Source organism: Paenarthrobacter sp. NCHU4564, assembly GCF_052156435.1.
Classification (GTDB): Bacteria; Actinomycetota; Actinomycetes; order Actinomycetales; family Micrococcaceae; genus Arthrobacter.
In genome coordinates, this window is sequence record NZ_JBQLIS010000009.1 from 35,820 (window position 1) to 58,805 (window position 22,986).

The 22,986-nt window shown below is 64.2% G+C and carries 18 protein-coding genes; 7 read left to right on the top strand and 11 right to left on the bottom strand.

The window, feature by feature from the left end:
- The 6 genes from ACSVIE_RS11185 to fdxA are packed head-to-tail and all read left to right on the top strand — an operon-like array spanning position 1 to position 5,654.
- On the top strand, positions 1-1,242 hold the full coding sequence (locus ACSVIE_RS11185; RefSeq protein WP_442423931.1) for a CaiB/BaiF CoA transferase family protein: 1,242 nt from the start codon (positions 1-3) through the stop codon (positions 1,240-1,242).
- The gene (locus tag ACSVIE_RS11190; RefSeq protein WP_442423864.1) at positions 1,239-2,045 is read left to right on the top strand and encodes an enoyl-CoA hydratase-related protein; all 807 of its coding nucleotides are present in this window, start codon (positions 1,239-1,241) and stop codon (positions 2,043-2,045) included. Before ACSVIE_RS11185 ends, ACSVIE_RS11190 begins: the two co-directional genes overlap by 4 nt.
- A 53-nt stretch (positions 2,046-2,098) precedes the next feature.
- Entirely contained in the window at positions 2,099-3,040 is a 942-nt protein-coding gene (locus ACSVIE_RS11195) for a dihydrodipicolinate synthase family protein (RefSeq protein WP_442423865.1), read from the top strand.
- A complete protein-coding gene (locus tag ACSVIE_RS11200; protein ID WP_442423866.1) occupies positions 3,040-3,867 on the top strand; it encodes an SDR family oxidoreductase in 828 nt (275 codons plus the stop codon). The genes ACSVIE_RS11195 and ACSVIE_RS11200 overlap by 1 nt, the downstream gene beginning before the upstream one ends.
- 19 nt (positions 3,868-3,886) lie before the next feature.
- Complete coding sequence (locus tag ACSVIE_RS11205) at positions 3,887-5,362, top strand: aldehyde dehydrogenase family protein (RefSeq protein ID WP_442423867.1); 1,476 nt, start codon at positions 3,887-3,889, stop codon at positions 5,360-5,362.
- A gap of 7 nt (positions 5,363-5,369) precedes the next feature.
- Positions 5,370-5,654 carry a ferredoxin gene (fdxA, locus tag ACSVIE_RS11210; RefSeq protein ID WP_442423868.1) on the top strand — a complete coding sequence of 95 codons (285 nt, stop codon included), beginning with the start codon at positions 5,370-5,372 and terminating at the stop codon, positions 5,652-5,654.
- A gap of 96 nt (positions 5,655-5,750) precedes the next feature.
- On the opposite strand, the gene ACSVIE_RS11215 is transcribed toward fdxA, so the two are convergent.
- Complete coding sequence (locus ACSVIE_RS11215; RefSeq protein ID WP_426006259.1) at positions 5,751-6,497, bottom strand: response regulator transcription factor; 747 nt, start codon at positions 6,495-6,497, stop codon at positions 5,751-5,753.
- 100 nt (positions 6,498-6,597) lie between these two features.
- Here ACSVIE_RS11215 and ACSVIE_RS11220 point away from each other — a divergent pair, with 100 nt between their 5' ends.
- A complete protein-coding gene (locus tag ACSVIE_RS11220; RefSeq protein WP_426006258.1) occupies positions 6,598-8,268 on the top strand; it encodes a sensor histidine kinase in 1,671 nt (556 codons plus the stop codon).
- On the opposite strand, the gene ACSVIE_RS11225 is transcribed toward ACSVIE_RS11220, so the two are convergent.
- From ACSVIE_RS11225 to ACSVIE_RS11270, 10 genes are all read right to left on the bottom strand, one after another.
- On the bottom strand, positions 8,269-8,517 hold the full coding sequence (locus ACSVIE_RS11225) for a PLD nuclease N-terminal domain-containing protein (protein WP_426006257.1): 249 nt from the start codon (positions 8,515-8,517) through the stop codon (positions 8,269-8,271).
- Between the two features lie 33 nt (positions 8,518-8,550).
- Complete coding sequence (locus ACSVIE_RS11230) at positions 8,551-9,759, bottom strand: 5-methylcytosine restriction system specificity protein McrC (RefSeq protein ID WP_426006256.1); 1,209 nt, start codon at positions 9,757-9,759, stop codon at positions 8,551-8,553.
- Between the two features lie 82 nt (positions 9,760-9,841).
- Positions 9,842-12,070, bottom strand: coding sequence for an McrB family protein (locus ACSVIE_RS11235; RefSeq protein ID WP_442423869.1), 2,229 nt, complete (start codon positions 12,068-12,070; stop codon positions 9,842-9,844).
- Positions 12,071-12,090: 20 nt separating this feature from the next.
- A complete protein-coding gene (locus ACSVIE_RS11240) occupies positions 12,091-14,049 on the bottom strand; it encodes a DUF5107 domain-containing protein (protein ID WP_442423870.1) in 1,959 nt (652 codons plus the stop codon).
- A 1-nt stretch (position 14,050) separates the two neighbouring features.
- Positions 14,051-16,990: a glycoside hydrolase domain-containing protein gene (locus tag ACSVIE_RS11245; RefSeq protein WP_442423871.1), complete on the bottom strand. Its 2,940-nt coding sequence runs from the start codon at positions 16,988-16,990 to the stop codon at positions 14,051-14,053.
- Positions 16,991-17,220: 230 nt separating this feature from the next.
- The gene (locus tag ACSVIE_RS11250) at positions 17,221-17,985 is read right to left on the bottom strand and encodes a copper homeostasis protein CutC (RefSeq protein WP_442423872.1); all 765 of its coding nucleotides are present in this window, start codon (positions 17,983-17,985) and stop codon (positions 17,221-17,223) included.
- An 85-nt stretch (positions 17,986-18,070) separates the two neighbouring features.
- Positions 18,071-18,487, bottom strand: coding sequence for an acyl-CoA thioesterase (locus tag ACSVIE_RS11255; protein WP_426007493.1), 417 nt, complete (start codon positions 18,485-18,487; stop codon positions 18,071-18,073).
- A gap of 38 nt (positions 18,488-18,525) precedes the next feature.
- A complete protein-coding gene (locus ACSVIE_RS11260) occupies positions 18,526-20,610 on the bottom strand; it encodes an ABC transporter ATP-binding protein (protein WP_442423873.1) in 2,085 nt (694 codons plus the stop codon).
- Entirely contained in the window at positions 20,607-22,340 is a 1,734-nt protein-coding gene (locus tag ACSVIE_RS11265; protein ID WP_442423874.1) for an ABC transporter ATP-binding protein, read from the bottom strand. The genes ACSVIE_RS11260 and ACSVIE_RS11265 overlap by 4 nt, the downstream gene beginning before the upstream one ends.
- 239 nt (positions 22,341-22,579) lie before the next feature.
- The gene (locus tag ACSVIE_RS11270) at positions 22,580-22,840 is read right to left on the bottom strand and encodes a ribbon-helix-helix protein, CopG family (protein WP_442423875.1); all 261 of its coding nucleotides are present in this window, start codon (positions 22,838-22,840) and stop codon (positions 22,580-22,582) included.
- Positions 22,841-22,986: the final 146 nt, after the last annotated feature.

Below are 22,986 nucleotides of genomic sequence, written 5' to 3' on the forward strand. Positions count from 1 at the left end.
ATGACTGCAGAAAATACGGAAAGCACGACGGCGGCCCGCGCCGCCGCGGCTCCGGAACCAACAGCCCTCCCGCTGGAGGGCATCAAGATCGTCGACTTCACCCAGGTGTTCATGGGTCCGTCCTGCACCCAACTCCTGGGCGACTACGGCGCGGACATCATCAAGGTGGAACGTCCTGGCGCCGGCGACATCTCCCGTAATTCCTTCCCGGACCAGGACGGCCAGGACAACCCGATCTTCCTCTCCATCAACCGCAACAAGCGCAGCGTCTCCGTTGACACCCGAACCGAGGAAGGCCGCGAAGTCCTCCACCGGCTCATGGCCGACGCCGACGTCGTGGTCAGCAACTTCCGCTCCGGCGTCATGGAACGCATGGGCTTCGGCTATGAGGACCTGCGCGCAAAGAACCCTGGCATCATCTGGGCTTCCGGCACAGGCTTCGGCCCTGAAGGACCCTACTCCCACAAAGGCGGACAGGACGCGATCGCCCAGGCCTACTCCGGCGTGATGTGGCGGCGCGAGTCCGAGGACACCAAGCCTGCCATCTACCCCACCACCCTGTGCGACTACATCACCGGCATGCACCTCATGCAGGGCATCCTACTGGCCCTGCGCACCCGCGAATCCTCCGGCCTCGGCCAGAAGGTGGAAGTGACCATGTACGACTCCATGCTGCACCTGCAGATGCAGGAAGCATGCATGCAGCTCAACCGCGGCTACGAGGTCAACTGGGGAGCCATGCCGCTCAGCGGCGTCTTCGAAACCACCGACGGCGCCGTGTGCATGGTGGGTGGATTCACCCCGGACCCGCTCGCCCGGATCTCCGAGGCGCTGGAACTGGACGAAGACCTGACCGAGCGCCCGGGCTTCGCCACGCTGGAGCAACAGTTCAAGAACAAACCCGCCCTGCAAGCCATCTTCCGCGAGCAGTTCGCCACCAACACCACCGAGTACTGGACCGGCAAACTCGAGGAACAGGGTTTGCTCAACGCTCCCGTACACACCCTGGAACAGGCCCTCGCCGACGCTCAGACCGAGGCCAACGGCATGATCGTGGAGGCCGACCATCCCTCGGTCGGCACTGTGAAAATGCTGAATGCCCCCATCCGGCTCTCGGCCACTCCCCCCTCGATCCGCCGCGCAGCCCCACGCCTGGGCGAGCACAACGTTGAGGTCCTGCTCGAGAACGGCTTCGACGCCGAAACCATAGAGCGCCTCCAGCAGTTGGGGGTCCTGCGATGAGCGTTGCCGCAGAGGAACGCGTGGACGAGGTTACCCTGGACATCAAGGACGGCGTGGCAACCGTGACGATCGACCGCCAGCATGTCCTGAACGCCGTGGATGCCGCCACGCACGAGCGGCTCAACGGGATCTGGTCGCTGCTGGAAGGCGATGCATCCGTACGCGCCGTGGTGGTCACCGGAGCCGGCGCCCGTGCCTTCTGCGTCGGCGCCGACATGTCCGCCGATGCCGTGGACAAGACCGGACTGGAATATTGGGCCGGACTTGATCCCAACGGCTTCGGCGGCCTGAGCCTCCGCACCAGCCTGGACGTTCCCGTGATCGCCCGGGTCAACGGCTACGCATTGGGCGGCGGCATGGAAATCGTCCTCGGCGCCGACATCGTGGTGGCAGCTTCAAGCGCGAAGTTCGGCCTGACGGAGCCCCGGGTCGGGCGGTTGGCGCTCGACGGCGGCATCCACCAACTGGTGCGACGGGTCCCGTACACGCAGGCCATGGGGATGCTGCTCACCGGACGCAAAGCCGATGCTGCGGAAATGCACTCCATGGGCTTGGTCAACGAAGTAGTGCCCGCTGACGAGCTGGACTCAGCCGTACAACGCTGGGTGGACCAGATCCTGGCGTGCGCCCCCACCTCCGTGCGCGCCGTGAAGCAGATGGTCACGCAGACCTCTCATCTCACGGCCAAGGAAGCCCGCGGCCTCAGGCTGCCGGCCCTCATGGCCGCGCTGGACAGCGAAGACTCAGCCGAAGGTGTGCGGGCGTTCCAGGAAAAGCGCCCGCCCGTGTGGCCGGGACGCTAGGCATCCCGGCACAAGCCACTCCATCCAGCAGACCGCATTGAAAAGGAACCACCATGCCTCACCCTTCTGCGCCCAAAAACCGTGAATCCCTTCCCGCAGGCGTCTGGGGTGTTGTCGCCACCCCCTTCCAAGGCAGCACCTTGGACGTCGACCTGGACAGCCTCGCCGAACTCGTGGAGCACTACGAAAAAATCGGAACAACCGGCCTCACGGTGCTTGGCGTGTTCGGCGAAGCAGCCGCCCTCACTCCGCAGGAACGCCGCGATGTCCTCGAAACCGTGATCGAATCCACCACCCTCCCCCTGGTAGTGGGAGTGACCGCACTGGCCACCCGGCCCGCCATCGAAGAGGTCATGGCAGCGCAGGAAGTTGCGGGGCCACGCCTCTCGGCCGTCATGGTGCAGGCCAACTCGGCCCGGGCAGAAGCGGTGACCTCCCACTTCGATGCCATCCACCGGGCAACCGGCGCCAAGGTGGTCCTCCAGGACTACCCGCTGGCCAGCGGAGTCAGCATCCCCACACCGGCACTGATCTCCGTGGTCAACGCCTGCGACTACGTCATCGCCGTCAAAGCCGAGGCCCCGCCCACCAGCGTGGCCATCGCAGACCTGAATGCCGCCGTCGGGGTTTCCATCTTCGGTGGGCTCGGCGGACAAGGCCTCCTGGACGAACTCATGGCAGGCGCCTCCGGTGCCATGACGGGCTTCTCCTATCCCGAAGCCCTGATCGCCTGCGTGAAGGCGTGGCAGGACGGCGGATACCAAGCCGCCGAACGCGAACTGCAGCCCTACCTGCCGCTCATCAACTTCGAACAACAGGCAAAGGTGGCGCTGGCCATCCGCAAGGAATGCCTCCGCGAGCGCAGACTCATCAAGGACTCAGGGGTCCGGGCACCGGCTGCCCTGTTCCCCGAAACTCTGCGGGACTCCATGGCAGTCCACTTGAAAGAAGCGGCGTCTGCGTTGGATGCCCGTGTAACGATAGGGAGTTTCTGATGGACCTCGGAATCGGAGGAAAGACAGCACTCGTAGCCGCCTCCACCGGCGGGCTCGGGCTTGCCGTGGCCAGGGCGCTCGCTGCCGAGGGTGTCCGGGTGGCGGTGGTGGGGCGTCGCCGGGACCGCGCCAAGGAAATTGTTGCCGAACTGCAGGCAGCCTACGGAACCGGCGTGTTGGGCAGCGGTTCTTTGGGAACCAGCGGCTTCGACGCAGTCGCCATCGAAGCCGACCTCGGCACTCCGGAGGGCATCGAATCCGCAGTGGACCAGACCGTGGCCAACCTCGGGCCGATCGACATCCTGGTGCTCAACGGACCCGGACCCAAACCGGGTGCCGCCGCAACCCTGACCTCCGAGGACATGGCTGCTGCGTTCGACCTTTTGGTCAAGCCGCATCATGCCTTGGTCTCACAGGTCCTGCCCGGCATGCGTGAACGCCGTTGGGGCCGCATCCTGGCGATCGGTTCCAGCGGAGTGACCGCTCCCCTGCCCAACCTGGCTGTTTCCAATACCGGCAGGGCTGCCTTGGCCGGTTACCTCAAGACCCTTGCGGCCGAGGTCGCGCTGGATGAGGTCACCGTGAACCTGCTCCTTCCTGGCCGGATCGCCACCGACCGCGTCACGCAACTGGACCAAGCCGCAGCCAAGCGCCGCGGCACCACCCTGGTGGAAATCCAGCTGGAGTCCCGCAAGACCATCCCTGCCCGCCGTTACGGAGAACCCGCCGAGTTCGGTGCCGCCGCCGCCTTCCTGTGCAGCGCACCGGCGTCGTACATCACAGGGGTCGCACTCAGGTGCGACGGCGGCCTGATCCGCAGCCTCTGAACCCCTCGAAAGGACCACCATGACTTCCACCGCACTGGATACCGCCCTCACCGCTGAGGACACCCTTACCGCCCAACACCTCATTAACGGCCAATGGCTTGGTTCGGCTGACACGAAACGGATGAACCCCGCACGCCCCGATGAGCTCGCAGCCCTGTCTCCCAGCGGCACCGCCGCGGATGTGGACGCCGCCATTACCGCCGCCGCCGCTGCCCAGCCCGGGTGGGCTGCACTCCCTGCCCCGTCCCGCGGCGCCATCCTGATTACTGCCGGGAACCTGTTGATCGAACGGCAGGGGGCAATCGCCGAGGACCTGGTCCGTGAAGAAGGCAAGACTTTGGCAGAGGCCAAGGGCGAAGTGAAGCGGGCCTCGGACGTCCTGCGCTTCTTCGGCTCCCTCGGTTGGGCCGCCACCGGCGAAGTCCTGCCCAGTGGGCTGCCGGACACCACCATCACTACCCGCCGCGAGGCACTGGGCGTTGTTGGCCTGATTACCCCGTGGAACTTCCCTATCGCCATCCCCGCGTGGAAAACGGCACCCGCCTTGATCAGCGGCAACACCGTGGTCATCAAACCGGCCGAGCTCACCCCGCTCTCCGCAACCCACCTTGCCCGGGCGTTGCAGGACGCCGGCCTCCCCTCCGGTGTGTTCAACGTGGTCCATGGCAAGGGCCGGGTTGTTGGTGACGCCTTGGCCCGCGATCCCCGCATCGCCGGGCTCTCCTTCACCGGTTCCACCAACGTGGGCCTGGGGCTGCAAGAGATCCTCAACTCCCGGCGCGCCCGGGTGCAGCTGGAAATGGGCGGAAAGAACGGCGTCCTGGTCCTGGACGACGCCGATCCCGGCAAGGCCGCGCAGGTGGTTGCCGCCGGAGCTTTTGGGCTGACTGGCCAAGCCTGCACCGCAACCTCGCGGGTGTACGTGACCCCCGGAATCCATGCAGCGTTCCTGGAAGCGCTGGTGGCCGAAGCCGCCGCGTACAGCACCGGCGACGGCCTCACGGAAGGTACCCGGATGGGCGCCGTGGTGAGCAGGCAGCAATTCGAGCAGGACCAAGCGGCGGTGCGTACCGCCGTCGAACGCGGTGCCACGCTGCTGCACGGAAGCTACGACGGCGATCCCTCCGGCGCGCTGTTCTTCCCGGCGGTGGTCCTCACCGACTTGCCCTTTGACGACGCAGCGGTGACCGAGGAAATATTTGGACCGGTTGTGGCCGTGCTCGAAGTTTCCGACTACGAGGCAGGCCTGGCCGCCGTCAACAATTCCCGTTACGGACTGACCGCCGGCATCTGCACCGATTCCCTCGCCCTCGCCACGGACTTTTCCGCCCGGGTGCAGGCTGGCGTGGTCAAGGTCAACCGGCCCACCGCGGGCCTGGACCTCAACGTCCCGTTCGGCGGGGTCAAGGACTCCTCCACCAACACGTTCCGCGAACAAGGACGGTCCGCCGTGGACTTCTTCACGTGGGGCAAGACCGTCTACACGGGCGTGTAGGCCCGCCATGAGTTACGTGATCGCGCAGCCCTGCGTGGATGTGAAAGACAAAGCGTGCATCAACGAATGCCCTGTCGATTGCATCTACGAGGGCGCGCGTTCCCTCTACATCCACCCTTCCGAATGCGTTGACTGCGGGGCGTGCGATCCCGTGTGCCCCGTGGAAGCCATCTACTTTTCCGAGGATGTCCCGGACGAATGGGCAGATTATGTCCGGGCCAACGCGGAATTTTTCGACAACGGCCCCGGGCGTTCGCTGCCGGAGACGGACCACCCAGTGATAGAGGCGTAACCCCTCCGCCGTCCCGCTCACTTATCCCAACGAGGTCGCATTTGTGCGCGTTTTGACGGCTCAAAACGCGCACAAATGCGACCTAGTTGGGTGAGGTTAGTTGTTCTGGATCGCCGGGGCCAGGCGGTACCCGACGCCGCGGACGGTTTCCAGCCAGCGCGGGTTCTGGATGCTGTCGCCGAGCTTCTTGCGCAGGTTGCCCATGTGGACTTCAACGGCGCGTTCGTCGGCGTCGCTGACGTAACTTCCGACGTCGTAGGGCTCGTTGCGGAGGCGGCGCGCCAGGTCGGCCTTGGTGCGGACAATGCGACCGGTCTCCAACAGCGCCACCAGGAGGTCGAACTCCGTGCGGGTCAGCTTCACTTCGGTTCCGTTGAGGACCGCCGTGCGGGACCCTGCGGACACCGCCAGTCCGTTATGGACAAGTTCCGGGTCCGTGTCTGCCCCGGCGGGGCGGGATTCCGACGACGACGCGCGCGGCCTGCGCATCATGGCCTCCACCCGGGCACGCAGCTCGCGGGGACGGAAAGGCTTGGTGAGGTAATCGTCGCCACCGGCCTCGAGGCCCATGAGCGTATCCAGCTCCTCCGCACGCGCGGTCAGCATGATGATGTAGGCGTCCGATGACTTCCGGATCTGCCGGGCGACTTCGAAACCGTCAATGTCGGGGAGTCCGAGGTCCAGGGTGATGACGTCAGGGTTCAGTTCACGGGCGGAGAGGACGCCGGCGGATCCGGTGGAAGCGACATGGACGTCGAACCCGGCCTGGGAGAGGACCACGCGTACCAATTCGCGAATATCCTGGTCATCTTCGATGACCAGCCCCACACGTACTTCACTCATTGCTACCCCTCAGCCCCTTTGATAACCCTTCGAAGTATAACCATTATGGTTAGGCTGATCTCATGAACCGACTCGGTCCCCCGTCCCTGGTGGTTGTGCCATGACCCCTCCCGCCACCTGGGACCTTGGAGAGAAGAAGAAGCTGTTCTTCTTCCAACGCTCCTTCCACGAGCACACCTTGCGCATGCGCGTGGTCCTGAGCCAGCTTCCGCTGTCTGTTTGTGTCTGCATCTCCGCCATCCTGGTTTGGTTGTTTTTCCCGGCCACGCTGGAGAATCCGCTCTTCCTGGTGTTCCTGTTGAGCCAGGCTTTCCTGCTGGCACTGTGCATCGCGGTGCCGTGGCACCGGCTGCCGTTCCCCAGCTTCCTGGCCATCCCCATCCTGGACATGATCTCCATCGGTTTCGGACGGGAAGGCGGGCAGGAAGCCCTGACCGGCCTCAGCGTGCTGGTGGTCCTGCCCGTCATCTGGTTGTGCGCCTCAGGGCTCTTTCCCCGCACTGCCATGGCCCTGTCCTTCGTGGGACCACTGGGCATTGTGTGGGTTCCCTTGTTCATCAATGGCAGGCTCACGGAACAGGACCTGACCAAGCCCTTGCTGTTCCCCATCCTCATGCTGGGCATCGGCGTCTCCGTCAGTGTGCTGACCCTGAGCATGGTGCGGCAGCAGCGTGCCCTCGAACAGAAAGACGAGGCCTTGAAGGAGGCCCTCGAGGCCAGCACCAAGCAGGAGCGGCTGCTGAATACCGTCATGGAAGCGCTCCCGCTGGGCGTCGTCGCCGTGGACGGAGACGGCCATGACATCCTCATGAACCGCCGCCAACGGCAGACCCACACCCTGGCCAGTCCCGAGGACAACGACGACCCCAACGAATCCCAACTCCTGGTCTTCGACACGGACAGGACCACCCCGCTTCCGCCGGACATCCGACCCGTACGGCGTGCTGTGCTGGGCGAACGTTTCACGGACCAGTTGGTGTGGCTCGGAACGGGACCGGAGCAACGGGCCTTCACCACCAGTGCCCGGCCCATGCTGGATGATGAAGGTAAGTTTGCCGGCTCCGTGGTGGTGTTCAGCGATGTCACGGACCTGGTCAATGCACTGGCCGCCAAGGACGATTTCGTGGCCAGTGTCTCCCACGAATTCCGAACTCCGCTGACCTCCATCCTGGGTTACGTGGAACTTATCCTGGACGACCCCACCGGACTCGATCCGAAATACCGCAAGCAGCTGGACATTGTGCGCAGGAATGCCGAGCGCCTGCTCACGTTGGTATCCGATCTTCTGTCCGTCCGGTCCGGCCAGATCGTGGTGCAGCCGCACACCGTGGACGTGGCCGAACTAGTGCGCGGCAGTGTGAACTCTGCGGAGCCACGGGCTGCCAAGGCCGGAATCCGCCTGTCCGTGGATGCTCCCCCGGCCCTGCTCGCGCGGGTGGACTCCTCGCGGTTGTCGCAGGTCCTGGACAACCTGGTCTCCAACGCCATCAAGTACTCCCCCGACGGCGGCGACGTGGTGGTGGCGGCCTGGGAGGACGAGGACCACATCTACTGCCGCGTCTCGGACACCGGCATGGGCATGTCGGAGGACGAGCAGGCAGAAGCCTTCACCAAGTTCTTCCGTGCCGGAGCGGTGCGCAACAGCGCCATACCGGGAGTGGGCCTGGGCCTTCCCATCAGCAAGGCAATCGTGGAGGCGCACGGCGGCACCATCACCTTGGAAAGCGAGCCCGGGCAGGGCACCACGTTTACGGTGAAGGTCCCGGCCTGATCAGCGTTTGATGGTCGCCTTGCCGGCAGCTTCCCGACGGCGGCCGAACAGGAAGTAGCTCAGCGGACCAAAGAAGTTGATGAAGGATGCCAGGCGCCACAGCACCTTGTTACCCCTGATCTGCGAGTCCGGTGTCTTGGCGATGCTCCTTTGCGCGGCGCCCAGCAACGCCATGTTCAGCGCTCCGCTGCCCATGAGCATGACCCTTTGGCCTTTGCTCATATCGCGCCACGATTTCCTGCGGGCCATGATGCCTCCTTGGCGGTGGGTTACCTTTTCAGGCTAGTCCGACGCCGTTCGTCCCGCCACAGCTTGGCGAAGCACCTCTCCCCAGGACTGTTCCGCGAGGTCGGCCACTGCGGCCAGAATCCGGCCGGGCGGCAATGAGAGGTCCAGCGGATACTCCACGATGTCGATATCGGTATTGAGGATCCTCCGGAGCTTCACTTCCCCGGCACCGGCATAGACGAGCCAGGCCGTGGGGACGCGCAGGGCTGTGCAGTAGGCCAGCAGCTGGTAGTGGTCGGCGTTCAGCGAAGCGCCGATGTCTCCGGCTGCGGTGTATTTTGAGTCGTACACCACCACCGGGCGGCCGCCCAGGAAATGAACGGCATCCGGCCGAACCGTCAATCGGTCGGTGTCCCGCACGGCCTCATTCAGCAGGGCCCCGTACTGCAGCCGCATCTCTCCCGGGTACGCGCCCATGGCATGGCGCAGAGCCCTGCCCACGAATTCCTCGAAGACCTGGGCCATGTCCACCACGAACGAGGCCGTCTGCTGCGTACCCACCCCTGCTTCTGCGGAGCCGTTGCGGAGGATCACCTCGGCCAGCCTGAGGGCGGCGTGGTAACGGAGGTTCATGCGCGTGGCCTGCCACGGCGGGAGCGGAGCGCCGGACGCCAGGCGGGTAACGGCGTCGAGCTTTCCCTTGAGCTGCCGCAAGCGGCTGAGGACGTCGGGACGGACGCCGGGCACCTTGCCCATGCGTTCCAGCGCGGCACGCAGAATGCGGTTTTCCGCAATGTCCTCGGTGAACTCGTCATAGGACACTTCCAGCGGGACCAGCATCCCCGGCCGGCGGGAGATCTGGTCGGAAATGCGGATGCGCCCCTTGACCGTCCGGAGCGACTCATCCACTGTCAGGTAACCCTGAAGTACCCCACGGTTCAGTGCCCGCTCAGCCAATTGGGCCAGGGACTCCGCCAACGCGCTCCACAGATCGGGGTGCTCCACGGCTTCCACGGAGTGGTCGCCGAATCCTTGGTCTCCGGCGTAGCTCAGGAGGAACAGCAGCCGGCTCAGGCCCAAACGGTCCTTGGGCCGGACTTCCAACTGGACCGTCCCGGTGCGGACCGACCCCACCTTGCCCACCGGTTCAATTCTGTAGAGTCCCATTCCCAGCGGCGATGCCTTGGCCAGCCCGCTGGAGTTGATGAACGCAGCCGACTCCGGATCAAGCTTGTCCACTACCCCGCGAGAGAGCTCGTCCATCACCACGTGCCGCAGGCCAGTGGTCCGCCCCGGGCCGGATTTCGCGCTGGATGGCGCCCTGGTGGGCCTGGGCGGGATGGCCTTACCGGGCAGCAAGACGTCCCAACAACTGGTCGAGGCCGAACCGTTCCTCCAACTGGGCACGGTTCAACTGGCCGTGATAGTGCTCTTCGAGCAACGGCATGAGCTCGTACTTCCAGATCCTGCGGAGGCCCGTGGGGGTCTGGGCGGCGGTCTTCATGAAGTAGGACGGCCCGATCATGAGGTCGCGGTCCCAGTCGTCCATGGCGTCGTTCAGCGCATCCAGCAGGTCGGCATTGAGGGTGTCCAGTCCCCGCGCCTCCAGGAACCGGCGCAGTGAACCGCGCACGGGTTCTTCCTTAGGGTGCAGCTCGATGAAGGCAAACCGACGCCGGATGGCCGCGTCCATCATGGCGATGGACCGGTCGGCCGTGTTCATGGTGCCGATGATGTAGAGATTGTCCGGCAGGCTGAAGGGCTCGTTGGGGCTGTATTGCAGGTAGATCCGGTCGTCCCGGTATTCCAGCAGGAAGTACAGCTCACCGAAGACCTTGGCCAGGTTGGCGCGGTTCATCTCGTCGATGATGAGGAAGTACGGTTTGTGGGCGTTCTCAGGCTTGGCGGCTTCCTCCGCCAACCTGCGCAAAGGTCCGGCCACAAGTTTGAAGGAAACCTGGCCGTCGTCGGTCTTGTCCGGACGGTAGCCCTCAAAGAAGTCCTCGTAGGCGTACGACGGGTGGAACTGCACCAGCTTGACGCGTTCATCCGTGCTGTCGCCGGCGAGCTCGGCGGCGAGGTTCTTGGCAAGGTAGGTTTTGCCCGTGCCGGGAGGGCCGTAGAGGACCAGTTGGCGGTTGTCCTCCAGCAGCTCCGCGATCTCCTTCAACGGCTCCAGCTCCATGTGCAGGGATGCTGCGAACTCTTCCGTCAGCGGGCGGAAACCCTGCTGGACGACCTCGACGGCGACCGTGGGCGGGGCTTCGTCCTCGCCGTCGGTTTCGGCTTCTCCAGGGAGCAGTTCCTGGAGTGCCTGGATGACCCTGGTGACGTCCACGATGATGCCCGGCGTGGAAAGCTGGCGTTGCGCGTGGCGCGGCAGTTCGGTGATGGCGTAGCTGTCGTCGAACCAGCGGACCTTGCGGCGGATCCTGCGGCTGTCCTCGTCCGGTTCGCCCAGAACCACGCCCACGCGGACGCGGCCCGCGTGCTGGTACAGGGTGAGGTCACCGGGTTTCATGACGGTGAGGAAGGCAAACACCGCGGTTTTGGTGTCCTCGCGCTCAACGTAGCCCAGGTGCTTGTAGTCCTCGTCCACGGCGTGCTGGACCACTCCGGCGGTGACGCCGGCGGTGAGTGGGCGCAGGTGTTCGACGTCCAGCGTCGCCTTCTCCTCCGCCACCCAGGAGGCCAGGAGGTCGGCGTTGTCATGATGGGTACGCAGCAACCAGGAGCGGCGGCCCGGGTCTCCCACCTTTCGCCACTGGCTGACCAACTGGCGTGAGTACCAATCGATCCGCTGGCCTGCCTGCTCATCCAGATGCAGCCTGATCCGGTGGATGTCCGCGGTGATGTCTTCTTCCGTGTCGCCCTTGGCGCCACCCACGAGAGAGGCGAAGGCGTCACGGATTTCGCGGCGTTCGACGTCGGCCACCACGGGTTCGAAATAGCTGGGCCAGACCAGGTACTCGATGCTGCGCCGGAGGGCGGGCTGGTCGTCCGGTGTGCCGGCAGCCAGTTCGTGGAACTTGTGGGGATCCGCGAGCGCCTGGTTGATGGCCTCGGTGCTCTGGCTGTCCAGGTGGGCGACGAACCGGCAGAGCCATTTCAGGTGGTCCCAGATAGTCCAGTTGAATTCGGCGGTGCGGTCCCGGATCACCCCGTGGTCCGTCATGCCGCCGTAGAGTTCCTCCGGCAGTTCGATGGCCGGTTCCACCCATGACGCTGCCTCGGCGACCCGGGCGCGTTTGACCCGCAGGGACTTGACCTCGTGGGCCAAGGGCAGCGACTGCAGATACAGGAGTTCAACGGCGAGCAGCTTGGCTTCCCGGGATGCGCCATCAAGGTTCTGCCGCAGGTTGGTCATCATGGGCGCCTTGGAGTCGGCAACTCCCCGCTCCAGCCGTTCCAGGAGTTCGCCGGCGGCATCTGCCGTCCAGGTGAGTGTCCTGCCGTCCAGCGCCGATGGCTTGCCGTGGAGTGCCGGATCGAGCACATACCAGGCAGCGTCCTCGATCTCCTTGGAGATTCCGGGAGCACGGTCAAGGGCTGTTTTCACGGAGGGGGTCACCATGCCAACTTACCTTGTTTGGTTTAACCAAGCATCTGGATATCCACACCCTGGTGCATGCCGAATTGGTATTCCCTGGGGACGGGTTCACCGGGACAGACTTCCTGCCACAGGGCCGAGATCGCGTCCTCACCTTCGCGGAGGTCGGGAATTTCCACGCCTTGTCGAAGGATTGCTGCGGCGGCTGCCTGATCGCCGGTACGCGCCAGAGCGAGCGACTTAAGGAACGTCAAACGCCCGACGGCGGCGCCCTGCGTGGGTGCCGATTCTGCCAGTTCCAGCGTCATGGCCGGGTCGCCGTGACGGACGGCCAAGGTGGCCGCCTCGACCACCAGCGATGTGCTGGATGGGTCGTTCCGGACAGCCGTCCCGAGTTCAGCCAGGCCTTCCTGGTCCGCCCCCTCCGCCAGCAGCACCAAGCCGAGACCGCGATGGGCCAGGGCCCGGGTCTGCGGACGCACACCGTCGGCGGCCAGGACCAGCCGGTACCCTTCCTTGGCCCCCTCGAGGTCCTGCCTGGCGTGGCGCATGGTGGCCAGCTGGAAGCCTGCTTCCGGGCTTTCCTGAGCGCCAAGCAGTTCCTCCCAGTCCGCCCCGGCAACAAAGGAGGGTGCGCCGTCGAACGGTTGCCCCTTCAGCAGCCCAAGCCAGGGCTCCTGTTCCGCAGTGACGCTTTCACTGACGAACGGCGTGCCGCTCTCGTCTATCCACCCCTTGCCGGCACGGCGCCGCCGGGCCCGTTCCACAACGCCCCACCCTCTGCCCGTCAAGAGCATTTTCGACGGCGGGACATCGGCATTGCTGATTGCTGCGGGGAGAAGGGCTTCCAGTTGGTCGTGCGGCTGCAGTTCTTCGAGCCGCCGGCCAGCGTGCTCCACGGCTGCGTCCCAGTCCTGGCCGTGCGAAATGCCCGGGTCGAGGTGACCATTGCCGTAGGCCTCAACCCAGGACCAGACCGCACCGGCCGGCATCATCAGGTGCTCGAACTGCGTCTGTGCCAGCCCGGCCTGGATCTCGGCATAGGGGCCGGCACCCGGGCTCAGCCACTCCTGCCACCGCTTGCCGCCCTGGCCTTGGCCCCACACAAAGAGCTTCTTCCCGCGCAACAGGCCGGTGGAGAGCATCGCCAGCCCGTCGCCGTCGTCATCCGCTGCCACCACCCAACGACGCTCGGCCGGATCGATATCGAAGAAGAAGTCCGCCGCGTGCGGGCTGTTCACCAGCCACGTGCCGTCGTAGCCTTCATGGGCGGTGGGCCGCACCCGGGTGATGTCCGTGGCGTAGTCGCTGCCGAACGCCTCGTCGGCGGGCGCGATCACGCGGGTCCTTGCCGTCTCCGGAATGGCGGCGTTGCTCCACCAGTACATGGGGATATCCTGGTCATTGGGGTTCCGGATCCGGACCGCGGCGAACAATACTGCCGAATCCTCCGGCAGCCAGATGTCCACCTGGAACACCACTTCACGGAGCCGTTCGAACTCCCACATGCGCAGGATGTGCTTGCCGTCCGGCGTATGGACGATCGCTGTGTGGAGCGGATCGCAGCTGGTTGGCGAGTGGCCACGCGTGCCAATGTTCCACTCCAGGCCGCCGGCGAACCATGCCTTGCGCAGGGCAATATTGGCAAGCTGCGGCGCCCCGTGAGTATGCAGCAGCTGCTTGCCGGTCGTCTTGTCGAACAGCTCCCAGATCCGGCCGCCCAGCGACGGCAGCACCGTGGCGCGCAGCTTGCTGTTTTCAAGCACGACGGCGGGCAGCTCCTTAGGTGCCGCCGCCCGGCTGTACCCGTCCTGCATGAGATACGGGTACACGTTGGGCACCAGTCCGTACCGGGCGGACGCCTGGAGTTCCTCGGGGACACCCTCGCCCACGGTGTAGGGCTGGTCCAGTTCGGAGGCCACCACGGGCAAGGGGTTCAGCGGGCCCACATCGGCCATGCTCAGCGTCAGGGTGGTCACTGTGAGGTTGGATGGTGTTGCCACGTCAGTATCCAATCGTGAGGAGGAGCCCGCGGTTCGGCTCGATGGTCAGAGTTTGGCCGGGTTTGAAATGCGCGGCGGTTTGGAAGCCATGGATGGCCGGGGCTTCCAAACCGGCAGACGCAAGGTGGGCGAGACCGGCGTCGAACATCAACTGCACGTCCACAGTCTCCCCGGCCCAGGAGGCGAGCGCCACCACTGCCTTGTCCCCCTTGGCCCACGTGGTTGCGAGGATGTCCGGGCGGCTGGTTCTCACTGGAGCCCGGGGATCCCAGTGGCCGATCATGTCCAGGTGTTCCAGGCCGGTTCGTGCCCAAAATTCCCAGAGGGGGCGGTTATCCACCCGCGGAGCCCTGCCGGTCATGCCAAAGACCATGCCGCGCCAGGGGTTGCCGCCGCCCTCCAGCATCTCGCCCATGAGGCCGAACGGTATGCCGGAGAGCTCCACCAGCCAGTAGTCCGGGTCGCTGCGTTCGTAGTCGAAGTACTCCCCCAGCCAGAGCCGGTCCACATAGGGCAACTGCTCCATGTACAAGTTGGCCGACGATGCGTACCCGTCGTGGGCCGTGAACTGGTTTGCCGAATGAAGGTCGATCTCCGGACCTTCCACGCCGCGTTGACTGCAGGCCCTTTCCAGCACTTTCCGGACCCGCAGCATGGCGTGGCGGTCGTAGGCGATGTCGTCCAGGTAGATACCGTCGATTCCGTCTTCGCCTTCGGCGAGCTCAGCGAGGCTGCGCACATAGAAGTTCTCCAGCCGCGAGCCTCCCGTGGTGACCACGGCGATGTCCTCCACATTCGGCGCGAACCATGCCGAGACGTAGCCGCTTCCCGCATGTTCCTGCAGCCAGATGTGGCCCTTGCCCGGGCCGTCGCTGAAGACCTCGTGGTCCAGTTGGAGCATTGGCAACAGTTCGGGGCTGTGGAACGTGAGTTCACGGACGGTGTTGTAGATCTTGGCCTTGAGCCCGTGCTTGTGGCACGCGGCTATGTAGCTGCGCAGTCTGTCCTCATGCAGCAGAGGATCGTTGATGTAGGGAGCCGGTGCTGTGGCATGGTGGATGTTCACCACCGTGGCGCCCGCGGCCTTTATCAGCTCAGGGTCCGCCGGCTCATGGAAGTACCGCTTGGACAGGTGCTTGCCGGGTTCGATCGGCTTGAACGGAGTCAGGAGCAGGCGGAAGTCGAAGTCCAGGGGTTGCCCGGGGTACAGGGTGCGGGGACCGCTGGAGGCTTTCAATGTGACGGCCTCGTCTGCTGTTCGAAGCATCACTCCCCCGGTTCCCCAAGAGCGAGGTTCCAGCAACGGCTTCTCTCGGTAGAAATTCGTGTTCAGCGGGCGTTCGTAGTTCGAATCCCGCAGCGCCAATTGAACGCCCGCGTTGACGCCGCCCAACCACAGCGCATCCTGGTTCTTCGACGCCACGTCCCACGACCAGTCCAGCTCCGTGGGTCGCCGGCCTCCGGGGACACCCAGACCCATGGCGAGCGGAACCGCAGCCTCATCGAACCCAAGGTGCAGCCCGACGTCGGGCACGTCCACCGTCTCCCACGGCGTGAGCCGAAGCGAGTACGAAACTGCCCCATCGGCGTCGAGCACGCCGGTCAAGTCCAGCGTCACCACCGCGTTTCCCTTGGCGTGGCCGGTCCACTGGCACCGCCACGCCACCCTCGCCGGGCCTTCCACCGTGTACGTGATGGGGCCGTAGGTCCAGTCGGTGTTTTCCATCTGGAAACCCATGGGCTGCTTGAAAAGCCCGACGGCGGGACCGTCCGTTGCGGTCACAGCCGCGGCGAAGGTGGACGTCACCTGCTCCGGCAGGCCTGAGTCGGCCAACGTCACTGTCCGGCTGAGGATCCCGAGCGTCTTGCTTCCCTCATCGAGAGTGATGGCGGTGAATGGCGCCACAAGTTCAGCGTCCTGGGCGATGGTCGAGTCGAGCCACGCGAGCCGCCGCAGCAAACGTGGATCGTTGCTTGCCTCAGATGGCTCTTTGACATCCAGCACCACGTTCACTCGTTGGATTGCGCCGCCGCCCGTTCGGACCGTGATATCCGCCGTGACCTTGGTCCCCGCTGCTTGGGCCGGAACCGGAAGCACCACGTAGAGAGCCTGCACCGTGCCCGCGCTGATGCTCAAGGTCTTCCGCAAGGGCTTGCCCAAGCGATCCGTTCCTTCGGTGTTGATGCAATGGCCGTTGGTTACCTCAACCGTGATGTCGCTGAGGTCCTGCAGGGCGTACACACCGACTTGGACCACATAGTCCTCACCAGGCTCTGCTGTTCCGCGGAACCCGCCCGCAGGACCGTTGATGGCCCAATGCGCCGGCAACGTCCCCCGCAAGGAGGTTGGATTGAGCCGGTCCTCGGGAAACAGGAGGAATGTCTCGCCGGGGTGATCGGCATGAAGTCGGTCCAGTTCCACTGACGTGGCAGTGAAGTTCATCGGCGCGAACGAGTCACGCTCGCTGGCCGCTTCATAGCGGAGAACCCGCGCTCCGGGCAGCTGTCCTTGCTTACTCGCCCACGGCGAGTCCACGACGGCGGCAGCCCACGCCGGTTCCGCAGCCGACCGACGTGGGAGGTACTGCGCCTGCGGATAGTGGGCCTTGCCCACCATCGCGTAGGGCAAGTAGTAGACGAAGTAGTTTCCGGGCCCGTCGATGGCCTCGAAAATCAGGGCGCCGGACTCCTGTGTGGCCTCCTCGACGATGACGTTCGCGGTTCTCCCGCCGGATGCGTCAGAGACGACGATGACTTCGACGCCGGCGGGGTCCTGGTCTTGCCGACGCCACGGAATGGTCATACGCCTGTTCTTGCCCAGGCCATCGTCCGGCACCTCCACAACGAAGCGATGGTTGCCGTAAAGGAGTTTGTCCCATGTTCCGATTCCACACTCGACGTCGGGGTGTCCTGTGGCGGCTTTTGTTTCCTGGGCCTGCACGCTTTCTGGCTCCTGTCCGGCGCGGCCGGATCGTGTGTTTTGGGTGGTTGTTCCGGAGTCGGCAGAACGGATAGTGGCCGGTGTGAGCGGCTCGGGCAGCGGCATCGCTGGGGCTCCTGAGGGTAGCTTTGGGGCGGATTCATCATGTTGGTGAATCCTTACATCATCCGGGTATTTTGCGGAGACTGTAAAGGGTATTGCGATGCGCGATGAGTGGGATTGGGGGGTTCCTAGATCCTCGACTCCAGGTTGACGGCATTCACCGCAGCCCTCGCTGCGCGAACGGTCTCACGGTCAGTCACCGTGTACGCCGTGGGGTCTTCGCCGTCCTGGGTGCCAAGGGAAACCGCCTGATCGGCAAGTGTGGACACAGTCCTCTTGGCGGACAGATGAACAGCGGCGAGCCCGGCGGCGTGCATGTCCGGGATGTCAGAGAGCTTCAGTCCTCCCCCGGCCATGATCTCGATCTTCCCGGCTGAGCGCTCAACCAGCCGGGACAGCGTGGCCAGGCCTGCTCCTGCTGTTGCTTCGTGGCCGGAAGTGAGGACGCGAGTGAAACCGAGCTCCAGAAGTTGTTCGAGCGCCCGCAGGGGGTCCTGAGACTGATCGATGGCACGATGGAACGTCACGTGCGCATCCGGACGGGTCTGCCTGGCACTGTCCACGAGCCGCCGAATGACCGGCACATCCACGTCGCCGGCACGGGTCAGAGCTCCCACCACTACCCCGTCGGCTCCCAGCGCCAGCACATGGCGTACCTCGTGAACCATGGTGTCCACATCCGAGGCCGAATAGTGGAAGTCCCCGGGGCGGCACCGGACCAGGGCATGAATGCCCAAGCGGCCGTCAACGTGCTCCATGCTCGCTTCAAGGAGGCCTTGGCTGGGTGTGATGCCGCCGAGCTCCAAAGCACCGCAGAGTTCGATCCTGTTGGCGCCCTCTGCAGCAGAGGTTCCGGCGCCCGCAGCGCTCGTTACGGCGATCTCGAGGTCCATGGTCAAACTCTACGTGCGCCGGACTCTGTACACACGTGCGGCCCGGAGGATGAAACCCTCCGGGCCGCACATCCGGAAGCCTGGCTCACGCCTGGTAGGCAACCAGCTTTTCTTTTTGCTCCGGGGTAAGCCGCAAGACCCGTCCCGTGTCCTCGGCAACGAAAGCGAGGTGGGTGCTGGCCTTGACGCAGTCCTCCAAGGTCACAGGATCCTTGATGACGTAGTGGAGGTCGAAGCTGGCACCTTTGATGGCGCCCACCCAAATCTCCACGACGGCTGGGATGTTGCGGTAATCAAGGGTGCGCACGTACCGCACCTTGTGTTCGACAACCAGGGTCATGACCCCCTCGCCAACGTCGTTGAACAACGCGGCAGGTGGCTCTATGCCGGGTAAACCGGCGCCCGCGGGCGGCCCGAAGGCTGCGATACGTGCTTCCTCCAACATGCGCACGATCTGCACGTTGTTGATGTGTCCATAAGCGTCCATGTCACCCCAGCGCATGGGCACGTGGACCTCTATGCGCCGGGGTGCCTTGTCGTTCAGCTGTGCACCGCCGTTGAATCGTCGACCGCGGTTTCCCCGGCGTTCTCACCCGCGAACTGGGACATGTACAAACGGTTGTAGGCACCCTGCAGTGCAAGCAGCTGGTTGTGGTTGCCTTGTTCCACGATTCGCCCGTTCTCCATGACGAGGATGGTATCGGCATCACGGATGGTGGAGAGGCGGTGGGCAATCACGAAGCTCGTGCGGTCTGTGCGGAGGGCGGCCATGGCCTTCTGCAGCAACAGTTCCGTACGGGTGTCCACGGAGCTGGTGGCTTCGTCGAGGATCAGCAACGAGGGATCGGACACGAACGCCCGCGCGATGGTGATCAGCTGCTTCTCACCGGCACTGACGTTGTTGCCTTCTTCGTCGATGATTGTTTGGTACCCATCGGGCAGCGCCCGGACAAACCGGTCCACGTAGGTGGCCTTGGCGGCTTCCATGATCTGTTCCTCGGTGGCGTCGAGGTTGCCGTACCGGATGTTGTCGTAGATGGTTCCGCCGAAGAGCCAGGCGTCCTGCAGCACCATCCCCACCTTCGAGCGCAGTTCGGCACGGCTGAGGTCCTTGATGTCCACGCCGTCCAGGGTGATCCGCCCCGCGTTGAGCTCGTAGAAGCGCATGACCAGATTCACGAGGGTGGTTTTCCCGGCGCCTGTAGGACCCACGATTGCCACGGTGTGGCCGGGTTCGGCGCTGAACGACAGATCCTCAATCAGCGGCTTGTCCTCGACGTAACTGAAGCTCACGTGTTCGAACTCCACATGGCCGTCCGTCTTGGCCGGCAAGTGCTTGGTGCCGGATTCCTGGACTTCCTCGTCGGCATCGAGGAACTCGAACACCCGCTCTGCCGAGGCCACACCGGACTGCAGCATGTTGGCCATGCCCGCGATTTGGCCGAGGGGCTGGGTGAATTCACGGGAGTACTGGATAAATGCCGTGGCATCGCCCAGGCTCATGGATCCTGATGCCACGCGGAGTCCACCCACCACGGCAATTCCGACGTACGACAGGTAGGACACAAAGTTCATGGCCGGGAAAATGATGCCGGACACGAATTGGGCGCCAAATGACGCCTTGTACAGTTCCTCGTTCTTCTCGTCGAATCGCACCAGCATGTCAGCGTCCCGGCCGAACACCTTGACGAGGTCGTGACCGGAGAAGGACTCCTCGATCTGGCCATTCAGTGCGCCCGTGTTCTTCCACTGCGCGGCGAAGAGCTTCTGGCTCCTGGCACCGATGACACCGGCCATGACGCCGGAAAGCGGCAGGGCGATCAGCGCAATCAGCGCCAGCTCCCAGGACACGATGAACATCATGACGATGATGCCCAGCACAGTCAGGACAGAGCTGACGAGCTGCGCGAAGGCCTGCTGGAGGCCCTGCTGGACGTTGTCGACATCGTTGGTGACGCGTGAAAGGATGTCGCCGCGCTGGCGGGTATCGAAGTAGTTCAGCGGGAGGCGGTTCAGCTTGGCCTGGACATCGTCACGGAGCTTCTTGATGACGCGCATGACGATCCTGTTCAGAAGCCAGCCCTGGGCCCACAGGAAAATGTTGGCAACAAAATACATCAGCAACACGATCGAGATCAGGAACGTCAGCTTGGGGAAGTCGATCCCGTTGGTGAGTTCCATCTTGGAGACCATGTCCGCGAAATTGTCCTGGCCTTGCTGGCGCATAAGCTCTGCGAACTGCTCCGGCGTAACACCGGGGGGAAGCTGCTTGCCGATGACACCACCGAAGATGACGTCCATGGCACTGCCCAGGACCTTGGGGGCGATGACGTTCAGGACCACCGAGACCACCACAAGGCCGATCACGATGTACACCCCAACGCTCTCGGGCTTGAGCAACCCCATCAGCCGTTTGGCTGACGGCCAGAACGCCTTGGCCTTCTTGGCCGGAACATCGCCGAACATGCCACCGTCGGCTTCAGTCGGAACGTACTCCTCCTCGACGAAATCCTCGTCCTCGACGACGTCGGTGGCCACCTCGGCCTCGGTGTTGGCACGAGCGGCTTTGGCGGCCTCAGCTTTGGCAGCCCAACCGCGCTTCTTTTGCTGGTCCTGCCCGCTCATGCCACTTCCTCCACGCTCAACTGGGATTCAACGATTTCCTGGTAAGTGGGCGAAGTTTCCAGAAGTTCCTCATGGGTCCCACGGTCCACGATCCGTCCGTTGTCCAGGACCAGGATCTGGTCGGCCTCGGCAATCGTGGACACCCGCTGCGCCACGATGATCACCGTGGCGTCCTGTGTCTTGGCCTTCAGTGCCTTGCGCAGGCGGGCATCCGTGGCGACATCGAGGGCGGAGAACGAATCATCAAAGAGGTACACGTTGGGCTTGGTAACCAAAGCCCTCGCTATGGACAGCCGCTGCCGCTGACCGCCGGACACGTTGGTGCCGCCCTGCGCAATGCGCCGGTCCAGCCCGGATGCCTTCTCCATGACGAAGTCCTTGGCCTGCGCGGTTTCCAGCGCGTCCCACAGTTCCTCGTCAGTAGCGTTTGGTTTGCCAAAACGGAGGTTGTGTTCGATGGTCCCGGAGAACAGGTATGGCTTTTGTGGAACTGCCGCGACACGGCTGGTGATTTCGGAGGCATCCAGCTTGGTGACCGGAACGCCGTCGAGCAGTACATCGCCGGACGCGACGTCATAGAGCCGCGGCAGCAGGGAGATCAGCGTGGTCTTGCCGGCCCCGGTGGATCCGATGATGGCCAGCGTCTGGCCTGGCTCGGCAGTGAACGAGACGTTGCTCAGCACGGGCGCCTCAGCGCCCGGGTACTTGAAGGTGACGTTGCGGAATTCGACATGGCCCTTCTTCTGGGCGGGCACCACCGGCGAGCTGGGGTTGTGGATGGAAGGTTCGACGTCGAGAACCTCGCCGATGCGGTCCGCACACACCGAGGCGCGCGGAATCATCATGGCCATGAAGGTGCCCATCATGACGGCGATCAGGATCTGCAGGAGGTATTGCAGGAAAGCGGTCAGGGCACCGACCTGCATTTCGCCGGAGTCCACCCGCTGGCCGCCAAACCACAGCACCGCCGCAGTGGACAGGTGCAGGATCATGCCGATGGCCGGGAACATGAGGACAAAAAGGTTGCCGATCTTGACGGATACTGCAGTGAGATCCTGGTTGGCCTCACCAAAACGCTTGGCCTCGTAGGGCTCGCGGACGAAGGCCCGGACCACGCGGATACCAATGATCTGCTCACGCAGCACACCATTAATGGAGTCGATCTTGGCCTGCATGGAACGGAACAGGGGCATCAGGCGCACCACCAAGTAGCCAACCACGGCCACCAGCACTGGAACCGAGACCCACACCAGCCATGAAAGGCTTAGGTCCTCGCGCAGGGCCATGATGATGCCGCCAACGCACATGATCGGCGTGGAAACCATGAAGTTCAGGCCCATCAGGACCAGCATCTGCACCTGCTGGACATCGTTGGTGCCGCGCGTGATGAGGGTGGGCGCGCCGAACTTGTTAACGTCCTGGGCGGAGAAACTGCTGACTTGTCGGAACACACTGCGCCGGAGGTCGCGTCCGATGGCCATGGCCGTCCGCGAGCCGAAATAGACGGCCGCTATGGCTGTCACCACCTGGCCCAATGCCACCGCGAGCATAAGTGCGCCGGTCCGCCAGATGAAGTCGGTGTCTCCGCGGGAGACTCCCTCATCAATGATCCGGGCATTAAGGCTGGGGAGATAGAGCGTGGCGATGGTGGACGCCAGCTGGAAGATGAGGACGGCCACAATCTGCGGCACATACGGTCTTGAATAGCGCCGTATCAGGGTGACAAGCATGCCCACGAATCCTTAAGGAGAGAGTGAGTGAATGAGGTAAGAAAAGTTCTAGCAGCAGGCGCTGACAGTATTAGCCTCCCCACTCTACGAAATCCGTTGCCCCAGCGAAACAACCTCGGGGAAAGATCATCCCAGCGGAGTATCTCGTCGGCGGAAAAGGCATGCGACGGATAGGTAAGTCGCCGCCTCAACCGCGTCAGCGGAGCTGATCCCGTGCTTGTGTGCCGAGCGGCGGACGTTCACGCCGCGTGTGACCAAGCGGCCAATGCGGCGCGGATCGCTTCAGACCGGTTGAGGTGCTCCCGCTCGGCTCGTGCCATCACCGCTGCAAGCTCGTCGACTGTCAGTCGTACGGGAATGACCTGAGACGCCTCCGCTCCCCGGGCCGGGCGCCCCATCCGCGCCTTCAACTCCTCGGGGTCGTAACCGGCGTCGGCCTCCTCGACCCATTCATCGATCTCGGTCTCCGAGACCTCTCTGCCGTGCATCTTGCGTTCCATGCACACAATCGTATTACGAATATCGGTGAGTGACCATGGCAGACTCATCGAGGCTGGCGGGCCCAATCACGGCAAAGCGCCGGCTGGAATCCCAACCGGCGCTTTCATCATGCCCTGTCCGCTTCATTCCGCACAGTTCGGAGGAG